Source organism: Carbonatibacter coralli (genome assembly GCF_039592655.1).
GTDB classification, from domain to species: Bacteria; Pseudomonadota; Alphaproteobacteria; order Kiloniellales; family Kiloniellaceae; genus Carbonatibacter; species Carbonatibacter coralli.
Map to the genome: position 1 here is coordinate 29,572 of NZ_JBBUTJ010000007.1, position 17,112 is coordinate 46,683.

The window sequence follows — 17,112 nt, forward strand, 5'->3', positions numbered from 1 at the left end:
CTGTTGTGTTGGGAAAGGGGCTGCTTCGGCAGCCCCTTTTTTTTGCTTTCAAGTGTTTTGTTTTTAAAGGGTTTTTGAAAAATTTCCATTTTTGTTCTCATTTTGTTCTTGATTTGATTCTGGTTCGGATATATCAATTGTTCATGAAATGTTCTTGTTTTGACGCCAGATGAAATGGGAGATTGATGATGCTGAAGCCAATGGTACAGGAGCAAAATGGTCTGGACTTTATGCTGAGTACAGCGGCAGCGCTTGGCAGCTTTACCTTCTTTCTCTTTGTTTTGTCCTATGGCTGGTATTCAGCCTTTTCTGTCATGGGGTCCTGATCGGGCGGCTTCGACAAAAAAGGCAGAAAAAAGACAGAGTGCTCTTGACCATTCAGTCAAGAGCACTACTTATATGGGGAGTTTGAAGTAATGGAGCTCCTGCATGCCGACAAACAACACCAAGGAAAGATTGCTGGAAACTGCGACAGAGATGGTCTGGCGCAACAGCTATGGTTCTGTGAGTGTTGATGAAATCTGCAAGGCTGCGGATGTCAGGAAGGGAAGCTTCTATCACTATTTCAAAAGCAAGGCTGATCTGGCACTGGCCTGTATGGAGAGGGAATGTGATGAGGCCATTGGCATCATGGACAGGATCTTTTCACCCGGCAAGCATCCGATCCAGCGCGTTCTTGATCTGAGCAGGGAAGCTCTGATCCATCAGCGCGAGGTTCAGGAACTCTATGGTCAGGTTTGCGGCTGTCCTTTTATGACCCTCGGGTCTGAAATGGCCGGCCATGATGCAGAAGGGCTCTGTGCGAAATCCGATGAAGTGTCCCGGATGTTCGAGGCTTACTACATCAATCTGGTTCGTGACCTGGGGGCACAGGGGTATCTGCCTGCAAGCATTGATGCTGTCAGCCGCGGGGAAGAGACCTACCGCTACGTTGTCGGCATGATCATGGTGGCCCGGGTCCAGAATTCGCTGGTGGCTGTGGAACGTGACCTGCTTCACGGACTGTTCCGCATCATTGGATTGCGGGATGAGGATGTTGAAGCCTTCCTGCGTGAAAAGACGCCTGCTGCCTAGGGGAAGGTGCAGCAAGAGTGTGGTGGTAACAAATGGCTGTGGGGTGCAGCCCTTTATTTTGACTTGGGATTTGACCAAACGGTCAAGTGGGTAAGAGAGATATAAAATGTCTGTATCTGGAAACAAAAAGAAGCTCTTGCTGGCAACAGGCCTTGTCGTGGCCCTTGGAGCACTGGGTGCCGGTATCTATTCCGAAGGCCAGACCGTTGAGGCGGCTGATGCTGAAGCTGTTGCACAGGCTGCTCCGCCAGCTGTGCCGGTGGCGGCGATCCATGCCAAGGCTGAGCCTGTTCAAATCTGGTCCGAGTATTCCAGCCGGCTGGAAGCGGTGGATTTTGCGGAAATTCGTCCGCAGGTCAGCGGTACGATTACCGATGTCCTGTTCGAGGATGGGCAGGCTGTGGAGAAGGGGGAGGTTCTCTTTGTGATCGATCCCAAACCCTACGAGGCAGCAGTGGCGCAGGCCAGGGCAGGGTTGAGTTCAGCAAGAAATCAGGCGTCCTTTGCAAGCAAACAGCTGAAACGGGCGCAGGGGCTGATCAATTCTGCAGCAATCTCCGAACGTTTGCTGGATGAGCGCAAAAACGAGGCCAATGTATCCCATGCTTCTGTCAAGGCAGCCGAAGCACGTCTAATTCAGGCAGAGATCGATCTGGATCGCGCCTATGTCAAGGCGCCGATTTCCGGGCATGTCAGCCGTGCTGAAATCACACGAGGCAACCTTGTTGAGGGTGGTGGAAGTGCTCCGGTTCTGACCTCCATTGTGTCCAATGACGGGATCTATGCGGCTTTTGATGTCGATGAGCAGACCTACCTGAACCATATCCGCACCGTTGGAACACAGGATCAGGCAGAAGCCGACAGAATTCCTGTCCGTCTGACACTGGGAAGCAGCGGACAGCTTTTCGAGGGCTTCGTACACAGCTTTGACAACCGCATTGATGCGACCTCCGGCACAATCCGCGCGCGTGCCTATTTTGCGAACCGCGATGGTATGCTGTTGCCGGGGATGTTTGGCACGGTCCAGATCGGCAGTGCCAGGGCTGAAAAGCATATTCTGATTTCAGAAACCGCAATCGGCACCAATCAGGATCGCAAGTTTGTTTATGTGGTTGATGCCGAGGGCAAGGCGGCTTATCGGGAAGTCTTGCTGGGTGAACGTTTCGAAGGAAAACGCATCGTTACCAAGGGCCTCAACGATGGTGATGTGGTCATCACCGAGGGGCTGATGCGTATTCGTCCAAGCATGCCTGTGGACCCGCAGTTCGCCGACAAGGTTGCCAGCGCAGGTTAATATTTTGGAACGCAGGAAGAAGACCCTTCTCCCTGCGTTTCTCCCTTCCCGGGCAACAAGCCGGAACACATAAAGAATGACATGTCCTGACGGCAGAGGCCCGGGGGTGTGTCGTCCAATCCTGCGCATCAAGCTGATGCACTCCCTTTCTGTTGAGACATTGCCATGAATATCTCCGGATTTTTTGTGAACAGACCTATCTTTGCTTCTGTTCTGTCCATTCTTATCTTCATTGCTGGCGCCATTGCCATGTTGCGCCTGCCTATTTCCGAATACCCGGAAGTCTCTCCGCCGTCTGTGGTGGTCAACGCCCAATTCCCTGGGGCGAACCCTGCAATTATCGCCGAGACAGTCGCAACACCGCTGGAAGAGCAGATCAACGGTGTTGAAAACATGCTCTACATGAACTCTCTGGCGTCTTCGGACGGAGCCATGCAGTTGCGTGTGACCTTTGCGATCGGAACGGATCCGGATCTGGCTCAGCAGCTTGTTCAGAACCGAGTGCAGCAGGCGCTTCCCCGCCTGCCGGAGGTCACGCGTGATCTCGGGGTAACGGTGACCAAGTCGTCTCCCGATCTGACAATGGTGGTTCACCTGCGTTCGCCCAACGGCAGCTATGACATGCTGTATCTGCGGAACTTTGGAACCCTGAACGTGCGGGATGAACTCGCGAAAATTCAAGGGGCGGGGCAGGTGCTGATGTTCGGCTCCGGTGATTACGCAATGCGTGTCTGGCTGAACCCTGACAGAATTGCCGAACTGGATCTGACAGCCTCGGAAGTGGTGGATGCCATTCGTGGGCAGAACCTCCAGGTTGCAGCGGGTGTGATCGGTGGGCCTCCCTATGATGACGGCATCCAGATTCAGTCTCCTGTTAACGTCAAGGGGCGCCTGCAAAGCCGTGAAGAGTTCGAGCAGATCATCATCAAGCGCGATGAAAACGGGACAATCACCCGTCTGTCCGATGTGGCGCGGGTCGAGCTGGATGCCCAGACCTATGCCCTTCGTTCCCTTTTGAACAACGAGCAGGCGGCGGCCATTGCTGTCTTCGCCTCTCCGGGGGCGAATGCCCTGAACATTGCACAGGATGTCCGCGCAACCATGGAGCGCCTGAAGCAGACTTTCCCGGATGATGTGGACTATTCCATCGTTTACGATACGACTGTCTTTGTCAGTGATTCCATCGAAGCGGTCATGAAGACCCTGCTTGAGGCGATCCTGCTGGTGGTGCTGGTGGTGATCATCTTCCTGCAGACCTGGCGGGCCTCCATCATTCCTCTTCTGGCCGTGCCTGTTTCGATTGTTGGTACCTTTGCCTTCATGTATGCCTTCGGGTTTTCGATCAACGTGCTTTCGCTTTTTGGTCTGATTCTGGCCATTGGTATTGTTGTCGATGATGCCATTGTTGTTGTCGAGAACGTCGAGAGAAACGTGGCCAGTGGCAAGACCCCGAAGGAGGCCACCATCCAGGCGATGAAAGAGGTCACAGGGCCCATTATTGCCACGTCGCTTGTTCTTGCCGCTGTCTTTGTCCCGATTGCCTTTGTCAGTGGTCTGACAGGACAGTTTTACAAGCAGTTTGCCCTGACCATCGCGATTGCGACCTTCATTTCCACCATCAATTCCCTGACGTTGAGCCCGGCGCTCTCTGCCTTGCTGCTCAAGCCGGAGCACGAGCAAAGGGACTGGTTGACAAGGCTGCTGAATTTCCTCTTTGGCTGGTTCTTCAGGCTTTTCAATATCGGGTTCGGGAAAAGTCAGAATGGCTACGCAAAGGCTGTTGGTCTTTTCACAACGCGCAAGGTCATCATGATGGCGATCTTTGGTGGTCTTGTTTACCTGACCGGGCACACCTTCATGTCGGTTCCCAAGGGTTTTGTTCCCGCGCAGGACAAGGGCTATCTGATCAGCTTTGCCCAGCTGCCTCCGGGCGCTACACTGGAGCGGACTGAAGAGGTGATGCGCGAAATGGCGGAAATTGCCCTGCAACAGGAGGGTGTTGCCAGTGCTGTTCAGTTCCCGGGCCTGTCTGTGAACGGGTTTGTAAACAGCCCGGCCTCAGGTATTGTCTTTGTCACACTGGATGACTTTTCCGAAAGAACAGCGCCCCATCTCAACGGCTTTGCCATTGCGGGAGCCCTGCAGCAGAAGTACAACACGATTGAGGAGGCCTTTGTTGCGATCTTCCCGGCTCCTCCGGTCAGCGGTCTGGGGAACACGGGCGGCTTCAAACTGCAGGTTCAGGACCGCAATGACCTTGGTTATGAAGCTCTGGACAATGCGGTTCAGCAGGTGCTTGGCAAGGCCTATGCCGATCCTGCCCTGACCCGTGTTTATACCAACTACAACATCAGCTATCCGCAGCTTTTTGCAAATCTGGATCGCACCAAGGCGGAGCGTCTGGGGATCTCGGTCGAAGAGGTCTTCAGGACCATGCAGATCTATCTTGGTTCCCGGTTTGTAAATGACTTCAACCAGTTTGGCCGGACCTATCAGGTCATTGCGCAGGCTGACAAGGAGTTCCGTTCCGAGCCGGATGACATTCTTGCCCTGCAAACCCGCAATCTTGAGGGACAGATGATTCCTCTTGGTTCTGTGCTTGAGGTTGAGGAGACCTTCGGTCCGGAAATCGCATCGCGGTACAACGCCTATCGCTCGGCTGATATCAACGGAGATGCCGCGCCGGGATACTCTTCCGGTCAGGCACAGGATGCCATCGTCAGAATTCTGGAGGAAACACTTCCACCGGGGATTGACTATGAGTGGACCGAGCTGACCTATCAGCAAATTCTGGCAGGCAACACGGCGGTCTTTATCTTCCCGCTCTGTCTGTTCCTTGTCTTCCTCGTTCTGGCTGCGCAGTATGAGAGCCTGACCCTGCCTCTGGCGGTGATTCTGATTGTGCCCATGGCCATTCTCTCGGCCATGCTGGGGATCAAGTATACCGGGGGAGACAACAATATCTTCACGCAGATCTCGCTCTTTGTTCTTGCCGGGCTTGCCTCGAAAAACGCGATCCTGATTGTCGAGTTTGCCAGGGAGCTGGAGCGTGAGGGCCGCTCAATTGTTCAGGCCGCTATCGAGGCATCACGCCTGCGTCTGCGACCAATCCTGATGACCTCCATTGCCTTTATCATGGGCGTTCTTCCCCTGGTGGTCAGTCAGGGCGCCGGTGCTGAAATGCGTCAGGCCATCGGTGTTGCGGTCTTCTATGGTATGATCGGTGTGACAGTCTTCGGCCTGATCTTCACGCCTGTTTTCTATGTTCTTCTTCGCAAGCTCGAAGCTGCCCTGAAGAAAAAGGACAATCCAGTGCAGGAGCCTGCGGATGTGAAGGAAGCGGGCTGATCCGTAAAGTGTTTCAAAAGGAAAAGCCCCCTGCTTTGATGAGCAGGGGGCTTTTTTCTGACTGTCTTCCTTTTCAGGCACTGCCGCTTGTCTGGCCCATCTGATCGGCGACCTCGCCGAGAATGCGGCCTTCCAGGGAAAGTTCCAGAAAGCGGATATAGTCGGCCTGATCGGATATCTTCCGGCGGGCTGTATCAATAACATCCAGAGGGTGGGCAGCATCCAGTCCGTATTTCTGGATCAGTGTGATCATTTCTGCACTGAGATCGTTCAGGCGTTTTTGAATGTCTGCAATGGATTGTGGATGGGACATGAAAGGGACTTTCCGGTGAGGATCAGGCCGTCAGCTTTTTGAGCGTGGCCACAAAGGCTTCGATTTCGTCCTCTGTGTTGTAATAGTGCACGGAAGCGCGAACAACCTTTTTCAGACCCCGTGCCTCGAAGGAAATCAGTGAACCCGAGCCTTGCGAGCGGGAGACATTGATCTGTTCCTTTCGCAGGGCTGTTTTGATCTCGTCAACGTCGTGTCCGGCGACTGTAAAGGTAACAATCCCGCATTTTTCCAAACCAAGATCGGTCAGGGTTGCGCCCGGAATATCCTGTTTGATCCTTGTACGCAGAAGATCTGCCAGGAAATAGATGCGGTCCCTGATGCTGTTCAGATCAAGGGACAGGGCATAGTCGATTGCAACGCCCAGTGCTGCCATTCCGGCAAAGTTTTTTTCCCAGTTTTCAAAGCGTTTGGCATCACCTCTCAGTGTGTAGGCTGTACGGCTGGTCAGGGTTGCAGCGTGCTGGTCCAGAAGCACCGGGTTCAGTTTGTCGATCCAGTCCCTGCGGATGTAGAGCAGTCCTGTCCCGCGCGGTCCGCGCAGATATTTTCGTCCGGTTCCGGTCAGAAAGTCACAGCCGATGTCCTCCACGTCCAGAGGCAGTTGGCCAACGGACTGGCAGGCATCCAGAAGGAAGGGAACCTTGTGCTTTTTTGCAATCTTTCCAACCTCTGCGGCCGGGTTGACCAGTCCGCCTCCTGTTGGAATGTGACTCATTGTGATCAGGGCTGTGCTGTCATCAATGGCAGCTTCAAGCGCCTTGAGGTCGACAGCTCCGTTTTCATCATCCGGGATGAAGACAATCTCGGCTCCGCAGCTTTCGGCCCTGTGCAGATAAGCAATGACATTGCTGCCGTACTCGGCTTCACAGGTCAGAATTCTGTCACCGGCCTTCAAAGGCAGGCTGTAGAAGATCATATCCCATGCGCGCGTTGCATTTTCTGCAAAGGCGATCTCGTCCGGAGAACAGTTCAGCAGTTTGGCCGAGGCTTTATAGAAGTTCTCCAGCCTGTCAGAGAGCAGCTCTGCTGTCTCGTAGCCGCCGTACTGTTCTTCATGGTCCAGATATTCATGCAGGGCGTCCGAGACGGGAGCAGGCATCAGTGAGGAGCCTGCATTGTTAAAGTGGATCAGGCGGTCACACGCGCGGGTTTCTTCGCGGATTACTTCCAGATCAAGTGCCATTTCCCGTATCTCCAGCCATTTCTATTCGTGATTTCACGTGGATAGTAATACGGGAATAAATAAAATGAAATAAAACAGAGCCTTCCGGTTTTTTTTGTGTTATGAGCCTCTCGAAATGGGGGAATGATGTCCGGACTCTGTGGGGCGGTCTGTACAGACAGATCAGGTTTCAGGACAGACTTTCTCCTTATCCTGTCGTGTGTTGTTGAGGATTTTGCTTTTCAAGAGAAACGAAAACAGGATTTGGGGCTGTGTTTCTGTTATCGGAGGTTGATCCGAAAACCCTTGTCTTTGCCTTGGGCTTCGGAGAATTTTTTACTGCTATTGCGATGGTGATGTTTCTGTTCCTCTTTTTGCAGAGGAAAGAGCAGGCACTGCTGTGGTGGGTGGTCAGCAAGGCGTTCATCGGTTTGGGGCTTCTGTCGCTTTTCTATCGACAGGGGTTCGAGTCGACGTCCCTGTCTGTTGTCCTGACCAATACGCTGATCATTCTGGGGCATCTGGCACTGGTCTATGCCGGTCGCGTCTTCTGGGAAGAGCAACAGGCTTTTCTGTCGTCGCGGATCATGCTGACCCTCAGTGTTATTGGTATTTTCTGTTTTTCAGCCACACTCTTCTGGACCTTTGCGGAACCGCAGGTCATGAAGCGAACCATTGTGACCAGCTCCTTTTATGCCCTGTGTAGCTGGGTCTATGGCATCCATTTCTATCTGCACTACAAAAAGGCCCTCCTGAGAGGGGAGCGTTGTCCGTCCAGTCTGGCAATTGCCTGTCTGATGGGACTGAACGGTTTGTTTCATTCCTACTTTTCATTGAGCCTGCTGGGCGTTTCGACCGGCGGAACCTATTTTGATCTCCCTGTTGTTTCAATCCAGTTCCTCTGGTTCTTTGCGTTCTTTATTGGTCTGGCGCATTACATTGCGGTCATCGGTGCCTGTTTTGAAAAACAGCAGCAGGCCCTCCGCAAAGCCCTGAAAAAGGCCGAGCATCTTCGTGCAGAAAAACAGAAACTGATCTACACACTCATTCACGAGTTCCGCAATCCCGTTACGATGATTGACCGCTCCATGCAGCTTTTTCTGATGACGGCAAACGGCGCTTTGAAACCAGAGCAGGAACAGCGTCTGGAAGAGGTCCGAAGCAAGGCTTCACAGCTTCACCTGCTCATGGATCATGTTCTGGTCGACAGTACGGATCTGGAAAAGGAAGAGGACCCGATGCGCTCACTGGATGTTGCTCTTATGCAGCAGCGTATTTTCCAGAGCCTGAGCGAACCCCTCGAGCGCCACCGTTTGCAGATCTATGCGGATGAACTGGAAGGGCAGGAGATTGTTTGTTACCCGAACAAGCTTGTCATTGCGCTGAACAATCTGGTGGCCAATGCCCTGCGCTATTCCCCGGAAGGCAGTCCGGTGGAGCTCTGGATCGAAAGGAAGAACGGTACTGTTTCCTTCGTTGTCGAAAACAGGGGACAGAGCCTGAGTGAGGATGAACTGAATCAGGTGCGCATGCAGTTCTTCCGCGGGGAGAACACAGAAGGGCAGGACGGATTGGGACTGGGGCTTTCCGTGGTTCAGTGGGTGGCTGAACGCCATAGCGGCTATTTTGAACTCAAGGGCCTCGGAGGAGAGGGAACCCGCGCTGTTCTGACCATTCCCCAGTAATGAATGGATTTCTTGTGAAATGAAAAGCCTGCTCTTCAGGAGCAGGCTTTTCTGTTTGAAGCTTGAAATTCTAATGCCAGAGCGGCTTGTCGAGCATTTCCAGATGCATGCCTTCACCTTCGAAGGGATGAGCCCTTGCAACATCTTCATCCAGTTCGACCCCGATCCCGGGTTCTGTTGGAGGGATAAGATATCCTTCTTCCCATTGCAGAGGCTTTTTCAGGATTTGGGCGTGGAAATCGTCAAACTGCTTGATGCTTTCCTGGATCAGGAAATTGGGGCTGGCTGTGTCGACCTGGATGTTTGCGGCAGCCTCGATGGGCCCGCAATAGCAGTGAGGTGCAATCTGGGCGTAGTGCGCTTCAGCCATGGTCGCGATTTTGCGCGCTTCCGTGATGCCGCCCACACGGCCTGAATTGAACTGGAGGATGGAGGCGGCTTCCTTGCGCAGAAGTTCGCTGAACTCATATTTGGTTGTCAGGCGTTCACCGGTTGCAACAGGGATGGATGTGCTGCGTGCAACACGCGCCATGGCGTCTGCATTGCCCGGAGGAACAGGCTCCTCGAACCAGAGCGGATCATAGGGTTCCAGATATTTGGCCAGTCTTATGGCGCTTGCCGGGGACATTTGTCCGTGTGTTCCAAACAGCAGGTCGGCCTTGCTCCCGACCGCTTCACGGATCCTCTTGCAGAACGTTGCAGAACGCTCCATGGCTTCCAGGGAAATCATGCTGGGATCAAAGGTTGTATAGGGGCCCGCGGGATCAAACTTCAGAGCTGTGAAACCCTGTTTGACATATTCTGCTGCGCGCTCGGCTGAGGCATCAACATCATGGTAGAAATCGTCCTTGTCGGTCTCTCCCGGATAGAGATAGGTGTAGCTTCGAAGGCGGTCATGAACCCTGCCTCCGAGGAGATCATAAACAGGACGGTCAAGGGCCTTGCCCATGATGTCCCAGCAGGCCATGTCCAGCCCGCTTGCAATGCCCATGAGTGAAACATCGGGACGCTGTGTAAAGCAGGTGGAATAGATGCGTCGCCACAGGGCCTCGACCTGAAAGGGATCACGTCCTTCGAGGTCGCGTTCGAAAACATCCCTGATCATCAACTCAACAACCTTCGGATTGAAGGGAACAGCATAGACCTCGCCGTAACCGACAATGCCGTTGTCTGTTGTCAGCTTGACGAACACCCAGTACCGCCCGCCAAAGGCCGGGGGAGGAGGGGCGACCACAAAGGTTTCCAGATCGACGACTTTCATAGGAGCTATCCCTGTTGTTCCTGTTTTGTGTGTTGTGTTGAAGCGTGCCAGACCTGAGGAGACATTCAAGGAAATTGATGGAAGCCAAGGACAAAAAAAACGGGAGGGATGGCTCAGTTTTTTGATGTCTCGGGAAGGAAAGATGGAAAAATCTGTTGGGGCTGTTACTATTTTTGTCTCTGTTGTTTTTCATTTGTAGCAAAGACCTGATATAAGCCTTGTCTCACTTGAAAGCGGAATACACAGGCCTATGGCAGGACAAGAACAGAACAGCGAAGCTGAAACGCAGGACATCCTCACGGATCAGACGGGGGAAACTTCAAATGGGAAAAAGGCAGTAAAATCGAGGTTTGTTGAAGGCTCGATCATGCGACATGTGGTGGTAATGTCCTCGGCGTCAGCCGTTGGGCTGCTGGCCGTTTTTGTCGTTGACCTTGTTGATCTCTTTTTTCTCTCCCTGCTGGGTGAGGAGGAGATTGCTGCGGCTGTCGGATTTGCCGGAACCGTTTTGTTTTTTACCATTTCCCTGTCGGTCGGGCTGTTTATCGGGACCTCTGCGCTGGTTTCGCAGGCCATTGGAGCCGGGGATGACGAGGCTGCTCGGCGTCTGACCGTAAACGGCATGATGCTCGGTGTGCTCTGTTCGCTTGTCGTCGTCAGCTTTTTGTGGCCGTTTTTGCCGGAGGTTATGACCCTGCTGGGAGCAGAAGGCCGGACACATCAACTGGCTGTCGATTATCTGCGCATCATTATTCCCACCATGCCGCTTATGAATATCGGCATGCAGTGTGGTGCCATCCTGCGCAGTCTGGGCGATGTAAGACGATCCATGCGCAACAATGTCTATGCGGGCATTGTGAATGCTGTGCTTGATCCGATCCTGATTTTCGGTCTGGCTCTGGGCATTGAAGGCGCTGCGCTTGCTACGGTTTCAGCCAGAATGGTGATGGCCGGGGTCGGTCTGCTGGATGTGTTCGGATATCACAAAATGGGGCACGCCTTTCGCTGGAGCCTGTTCTTCAGGGATGTGCTGCCGCTTTCCAGGATTGCCGTGCCTGCTGTTCTGACCAATCTGGCGACGCCATTGGGAACGGCCTATGTGACAGTGACGATGGCTCAGTTCGGTGTTGCTGCCATGGCGGGCAACGCCATTATTGCGCGGATCACGCCTCTTGCCTTTACGCTTTTCTATTCCCTGTCCGGAGCGGTGGGGCCGATTGTCGGGCAGAACTACGGGGCAAAACGCTTTGACCGGCTCAGGGAAACGATTTTTGCCTCCATGAAATTTCTGGGAGCCTATACTCTGGTTCTCTGGGGACTTTTCCTGATCGGGGAAGAGTGGATTGTTGTTGTTTTTGATGCGTCGCCGGAAGCGGCGGAACTGATTTCTGTCTTTTGCCTTCTTCTGGTTCCCCTTGCCTATTTTCAGGGAATTCTCTTTCTGGCAAATGCGGCGTTCAACAATCTCGGCAAGGCGCTTTATGCGACAGCTTCAAACATTGGTCGTGCAACTGTCGGGACCATCCCCTTTGTCTATCTGGGGGCGGTCTGGTATGGCGCTGAAGGCGCACTGATCGGACAGTCGATCGGTGCGGCAATTATCGCCGTTCTGGCTGTAATCCTGTGTCTGGCTCTCATCAATCGTTTGGAGCAACATCATCTTTCCGGTGTTGAAAGTGACGTTAAACCCCCGGTTGGAGGGCGCGTCCGCATGCCGCTTTGGCCTTTTGTTTCAAGCCGGATGGTCAATGCTTCCTCCATTGAGGAAGAACCCTCAGCAGCCGATGACAAAAACAGAAAGGGTGGAGCCTGATCAGGCTCCACCCCTTGCATGGTCCGGAAGGTCAGGTTCCGGTCAGATCAGAGATTGTCCTTGCGTGTGGCAAAGCGGACGGCAGCTTCGGCTGCGCGGACCAGAGCCCGTGCCTTGTTGTGACATTCCTGATGCTCGTTTTCGGGCACAGAGTCTGCAACAACCCCGGCGCCGGCCTGAATATAGATGGTCTCGTCCTTCACAATCGCCGTGCGCAGGGCGATACAGGTGTCCATGCCGCCTCCGGAGCCGAAATAGCCGACAGCGCCGCCATAGATGCCGCGTCTTTCAGGCTCCAGCTCTTCAATGATTTCGAGCGCACGTACCTTTGGAGCACCTGACACTGTTCCGGCCGGGAAACCTGCTGCCAGAGCGTCGATCAGGTCAGCGCGTTTTTCATCGAGCGTGCCTTCGACATTGGACACGATGTGCATGACGTGACTGTAAAGCTCGATGATCATGCGCTCAGTCACGGAGATCGAACCGATCTCGGCGACGCGGCCGACATCATTCCGTCCCAGATCGAGCAGCATCAGGTGTTCAGCCAGCTCCTTCGGATCGTTGAGAAGGTCCTCTGCCAGTGCCTTGTCCTCTGCATCATCCGCACCGCGTTTGCGGGTTCCCGCGATGGGACGGATGGTGACCTTGCCGTCGCGGACACGAACAAGAATTTCAGGGCTGGACCCGACCACGGAGTAGTCCCCGAAGTTCAGGAAAAACAGGAACGGCGAAGGGTTGATCCGCCTCAGGGCCCGGTAGAGTGCAAAGGGAGGCAGGGCAAAGGGAACCTTGAAACGCTGCGACAGGACAACCTGGAAGATATCGCCTGCCAGAATGTATTCCTTGGCCTTGTCCACCATGGCGTGGAATTCTTCCCGCGTCATGTTCGATTCCGCTTCAGGGGGAAGCAGGTCCTCGACAAGATCCTCGTCCGAACGATCAAGGGGAGCCTTCAGATCTGCGGAAGCATTCGACAGACGCTCAAGAGCCGCTTCATAAGCGTCTCTGGCAGTGTCGTGCTGTTCCGGCCATACCGCTGTCGAGAGGATGATGTGATCCTCGATACGGTCAAAAATCGCTGTAACTGTCGGACGGATAAAGAGGCCTTCGGGAACATTGTCTCCCAAAGGCGCAGGCTTGTCTGTCGGGATATCCTCCATCAGACGGACGGTCTCGTATCCCATGTAGCCAACCAGGCCGGCTGCCATGGGGGGGAGGTGATCCGGCAGATCAAACTGGCAGGCCTTGATGAGGGCCCGCAGACTGTCGAGTGCCGGTTTGTCATCGGGAACAAAGGCGTCTTTGTCGCTTTTGTAGCTTGTGTTTATTTCGGCTTGCTGGCCGTTGCAGCGCCAGACGAGATCGGGATCAAAGCCAAGAAAGGAATAGCGGCCGATTGTCTTTCCGCCTTCGACAGATTCAAAGAGGAAGGAGTTCGGGCGCGATCCAGCCAGTTTGAGAAAGGCCGAGACCGGCGTGTCGAGATCGGCAATCAGCGTGGAGCAAACAACCTGGGGTAATCCGGATTCAAAGGTTTTCCTGAAGTCTTCAAAGGCCGTTGTTTCAATTCTGGACATGCCTAGTGTCCTCCGCGTGCAGGAACGCCGGAGTAGATCAATTCGAGAACATCGGCGTTGATGGAAACGCCAATGGCCTCTTCCTGGGAACTCAGGTAGCCGTTGTACACATCCTGCTGGTATTGCGCAGCCAGATTGTCCCGCAGTTCAGCAACGCTTTTTTCAGCTTCTGCACCCTGGGGGAAAGAGCGGGAATTGACGCGCACGACAAAGGTTGAATTGTTTGCATCGGCTTTGAGGCTTTCCCCAATTCCTGCAGCAAAGATCGCGTTAACAGCCTGTGCTGCAGCCTGACCGTCCAGTTCCTGGGTGGTGCGGGACAGGAGGGTGTTTTGCTGAACGGACACGCCGTTTGAAGCCACAGGCAGGTTACCGGCCTTCAGATCGTTCAGGAGCTTGTCAGCTTCGGTGTCCGCAGCCTGACGCTGCTGATCCGCTTGCCAGAGGGCGATCACCTCGTTTCTGACTTCGTTCAGAGCACGTGGAGCAGGAGGCGTAATGCTCTCAACGCGAACGATGAAGTAGCCTCCCTCGTTCAGTTCTTCCAGCAGGCTTTCAGAGCCTGCTTCCGTGGCAGCAACAGCAGCGGCAAACTGTTGGTTCAGTGCGAGATCAGAGGCGGGGTTTCCATCCTTGCCAAGGCCTTCTGCGTCAACCGCGTTCAGCGTCACAAGCTCAAGGCCGAGATTGTTTGCTGCTTCCTGCAGTGTTGAACCGCCGCCCAGTTCGTCATCAAGCTGGTTTGCAACAACGACCAGATCTTCGGTCGCAAGGCGGAGAGCTGTGTCCCGGGTGATCTGGTCGTGCACTTCTTCAAGAGTGACCTCTTCACCCGGAGTGATGCTTTCGACCTTCACGACATGCCAGCCGAGAGGGGATTGAACGGGGGCTGTAATCTCACCTGCAGCAATGGCAAAGGCCGGGCCGGTCAGTTCCGGAAGGAAGGAGCCGGATGTCACGTCACCGAGATCAACGGGTGGCAGGCCGGCAAGCTCTGTAATGACAGCAGCAAAGTCTTCACCGGCATTGATACGATCTGCTGCGGCCTGTGCGTCTGCCTGATCACCAAAAATGCCCTGGGACAGTTTTCTGCTTTCCGGTTTTGCCAGCAGGCTTTGCTGAGCGAGGAATTCGTCCTGAATCTGTTCTTCGGTCGGTGCGATTTTGGCGGCTGCAGAAGCCGGATCCAGATGAATGTAGCTGACAGCCCTGTATTCCGGGGCCATGAAGCTGTTGCTGACGGTCTCGTAGAAACTCGCCAGAACATCGTCTGCCGGTGCAGCCGGTGCAGAGAAGGCTGAGTGATCAATGCGAACCACATCCACGGAGCGTTCTTCTGACTGGTATTGTTGCAGAACACGCGCCAGTGCTGTCGGCATTTCAACACCCTGGCGGACAGGGGCAAAAAGCTGATCACGGGCAATGTCGTTGCCAAGGGAAACAAGGAACTGTTCTTCGCTCAGACCGTTCTGGTAGAGGATGTTCTGGAAGCGGTTGGCATCAAAAACACCTGATTCGTTTTTAAAGGACTCAACCTTGACCAGTTCCTTTTGCAGAATCTCGCGAGGGGCAACCAGCCCCATTTTCTCGCTCTGGATTTCAAAGAGACGGCGGCTGACAAGTGTCGCCAGAACCTGATCGCCAAGGCCCAGGGCCTGTGCCTGTCGCAGAGAGATGGCCTGGCCGAACTGGCTGGAAACCTGCTGGATGCGGTTGGAAAGATCCCGGGCGAATTCCTGCTGGGAAACCTCGCGATCACCAACCTTTGCAACGGGCTGGTTGTTGCCGAAGTTTGTGAAGATGTCTCCGATACCGAAAGCTGCGAAGCTGAGAATCAACAGCCCGAACAAGACATAAGCCATTAATTTCTTCGCAAGGGAGGAACCTGTTTTTGCCATTCTTTTCTTCCGATCAGTCTTCACTGCAGCGTTTTTCCAGGCTGCTTGTCAAAATTCCTGTCAGGGACGAAGCCCTTTAAGCTGTCGCATATTATGGAGGGAGAGGGGGTGGAGCAAGTCTTCTGAAGCCTCTTTATGGTGCTTCTGTGGCATTTTGGGTGAAAATTCACTTTTTCAATGGCTTTCAGGGCATTAAGAATAGGGGCCTGACAGTCATCGAACCTATCTCTCGACGAGACGCCCTCTCAGGTTGAGACTGTTGCTGAAAAACAGACGACCCAAGACAACAGAAAGGGCGGGAATCGATATGGCGCGCAAAGTTATTGCTGGAAACTGGAAAATGAATGGTGACAGGTCCTTTGCTCAGGATCTTGTAAAATCCCTTTTGTCCAGGCCGGAGTGGGGAGATTTGAAGGCGGAGGTCGTGGTTTGCCCTCCTGCACTTCTCGTTTCATCTGTCGCTGAGCAGACTGCCGGAACACCGATTCATGTCGGGGGGCAGGACTGTCATCAGAACGCCCGGGGAGCCCATACCGGGGATCAGTCTCCGGAGTTGCTGGCCGATCTGGGGGCAAGCCATGTGATCGTCGGGCACTCCGAGCGCCGACAGGATCACGGCGAAACTGATAATCAAATCAGATCCAAGGCCGAAGCCGCCTTGCGTGCGGGGCTGACACCGATCTTCTGTATCGGGGAAACCGAACAGGAACGTTCCGATGGTCAGACACTGGCTGTTGTCGAAAAGCAGATCAGGGATGGTCTGCCGGATCTGTCGGCTGCTGACTCTGGCGCAGACAGGCTGATTGTGGCCTATGAACCTGTGTGGGCGATCGGCACTGGCAAGACGGCAACGGCTTCCGATGTGGCAGAGGTCCATGCTGCGTTGCGCAGATTGCTGATTGAGTTGCTGGGTGAGCAGGGCGGCCAGACGGTTCCGTTGCTCTATGGTGGCTCGGTCAAGCCGGACAATGCTGATGAACTGCTTTCTGTCGACGATGTCGACGGGGCGCTGATCGGCGGGGCAAGCCTGAAGGCCGACGATTTCTGGGCCATCGCGCTTGCGACTCTCTGACGTCAGTTTTTCTGTTCGCCCTTCGCTCAAACATCAGGCTTTGTGCGAAGGCGGCAGAAAAATTTCAGTTAGGTCTGGTCATTGTGGTGTGAACAGGCTAAAACCCCTTTCGTTGCGATTCAATCGGGTCTTGCCCGAGAGAAATCGCTCTGAACTTTTGAAGCTTTAGAAAGAGATCCCTGATGAGCAATGTCCTTTTGGTCATTCATCTCTTGGTCGCGCTGGCACTGATCGGTGTGATTCTCCTCCAGAAAAGCGAGGGCGGTGCCCTTGGGATCGGTGGAGGCGGCTCTGGCGGCGCAGGTGGTATGGGTGGACTGATGTCCGGCCGTAGCACAGCAAACCTGCTGACACGCACAACAGCCATTCTCGCGGCTTGTTTTATCGGTTTGAGCCTGTTGCACACCATTGTTGCCGACAACGGTTCGCGCACCTCATCAATCACGGATGGTCTTGTGGTTCCGTCTGTAGAAGACGTGCTGCCTGAAGACGCACCACTGTCTCCGCCTGTTTCCGAGTAAAGAGGCTGGTCGCAGATTGCTGACGTATCCGGATTGTGTGGCCATTGTTTGGGTTTCCAATCCGGATATTTTG

The 17,112-nt window shown here is 54.1% G+C and carries 13 protein-coding genes; 8 read left to right on the forward strand and 5 right to left on the reverse strand.

The genetic code is table 11. The features are described 5' to 3' along the window. Window positions 1–188 precede the first annotated feature (188 nt). From AAAH10_RS14120 to AAAH10_RS14135, 4 genes are all read left to right on the forward strand, one after another. Complete coding sequence (locus AAAH10_RS14120; protein ID WP_343564693.1) at window positions 189–326, forward strand: hypothetical protein; 138 nt, start codon at window positions 189–191, stop codon at window positions 324–326. Between the two features lie 103 nt (window positions 327–429). After that, the gene (locus tag AAAH10_RS14125; protein ID WP_343564695.1) at window positions 430–1,074 is read left to right on the forward strand and encodes a TetR/AcrR family transcriptional regulator; all 645 of its coding nucleotides are present in this window, start codon (window positions 430–432) and stop codon (window positions 1,072–1,074) included. 106 nt (window positions 1,075–1,180) lie between these two features. Beyond that, complete coding sequence (locus AAAH10_RS14130; protein ID WP_343564696.1) at window positions 1,181–2,368, forward strand: efflux RND transporter periplasmic adaptor subunit; 1,188 nt, start codon at window positions 1,181–1,183, stop codon at window positions 2,366–2,368. A 165-nt stretch (window positions 2,369–2,533) separates the two neighbouring features. Next, entirely contained in the window at window positions 2,534–5,716 is a 3,183-nt protein-coding gene (locus AAAH10_RS14135) for an efflux RND transporter permease subunit (protein WP_343564698.1), read from the forward strand. A gap of 73 nt (window positions 5,717–5,789) precedes the next feature. Here AAAH10_RS14135 and AAAH10_RS14140 read toward each other — a convergent pair whose 3' ends face one another. Both AAAH10_RS14140 and AAAH10_RS14145 read right to left on the reverse strand, forming a co-directional pair. Further along, window positions 5,790–6,029, reverse strand: a complete 240-nt coding sequence (locus AAAH10_RS14140) for a hypothetical protein (RefSeq protein WP_343564699.1) — start codon at window positions 6,027–6,029, stop codon at window positions 5,790–5,792. 22 nt (window positions 6,030–6,051) lie between these two features. Continuing rightward, complete coding sequence (locus AAAH10_RS14145; RefSeq protein ID WP_343564701.1) at window positions 6,052–7,233, reverse strand: aminotransferase class V-fold PLP-dependent enzyme; 1,182 nt, start codon at window positions 7,231–7,233, stop codon at window positions 6,052–6,054. A gap of 251 nt (window positions 7,234–7,484) precedes the next feature. On the opposite strand from AAAH10_RS14145, the gene AAAH10_RS14150 reads away from it, so the two are divergent. Continuing rightward, the gene (locus tag AAAH10_RS14150; protein WP_343564703.1) at window positions 7,485–8,897 is read left to right on the forward strand and encodes a sensor histidine kinase; all 1,413 of its coding nucleotides are present in this window, start codon (window positions 7,485–7,487) and stop codon (window positions 8,895–8,897) included. Window positions 8,898–8,967: 70 nt separating this feature from the next. Here AAAH10_RS14150 and AAAH10_RS14155 read toward each other — a convergent pair whose 3' ends face one another. Continuing rightward, entirely contained in the window at window positions 8,968–10,158 is a 1,191-nt protein-coding gene (locus tag AAAH10_RS14155) for a mandelate racemase/muconate lactonizing enzyme family protein (protein ID WP_343564705.1), read from the reverse strand. 385 nt (window positions 10,159–10,543) lie between these two features. Between AAAH10_RS14155 and AAAH10_RS14160 the strand changes: the two genes are divergently transcribed. Beyond that, window positions 10,544–11,971 carry an MATE family efflux transporter gene (locus AAAH10_RS14160; RefSeq protein ID WP_343564707.1) on the forward strand — a complete coding sequence of 476 codons (1,428 nt, stop codon included), beginning with the start codon at window positions 10,544–10,546 and terminating at the stop codon, window positions 11,969–11,971. Window positions 11,972–12,018: 47 nt separating this feature from the next. On the opposite strand, the gene trpE is transcribed toward AAAH10_RS14160, so the two are convergent. Further along, on the reverse strand, window positions 12,019–13,548 hold the full coding sequence (gene trpE / locus AAAH10_RS14165; RefSeq protein WP_343564709.1) for an anthranilate synthase component I: 1,530 nt from the start codon (window positions 13,546–13,548) through the stop codon (window positions 12,019–12,021). 2 nt (window positions 13,549–13,550) lie between these two features. Beyond that, window positions 13,551–15,446, reverse strand: a complete 1,896-nt coding sequence (locus AAAH10_RS14170) for a peptidylprolyl isomerase (protein ID WP_343564711.1) — start codon at window positions 15,444–15,446, stop codon at window positions 13,551–13,553. Window positions 15,447–15,753: 307 nt separating this feature from the next. Between AAAH10_RS14170 and tpiA the strand changes: the two genes are divergently transcribed. Beyond that, window positions 15,754–16,518, forward strand: coding sequence for a triose-phosphate isomerase (gene tpiA / locus AAAH10_RS14175; RefSeq protein ID WP_343564713.1), 765 nt, complete (start codon window positions 15,754–15,756; stop codon window positions 16,516–16,518). A 182-nt stretch (window positions 16,519–16,700) separates the two neighbouring features. Then, a complete protein-coding gene (gene secG / locus AAAH10_RS14180) occupies window positions 16,701–17,039 on the forward strand; it encodes a preprotein translocase subunit SecG (RefSeq protein WP_343564714.1) in 339 nt (112 codons plus the stop codon). Window positions 17,040–17,112: the final 73 nt, after the last annotated feature.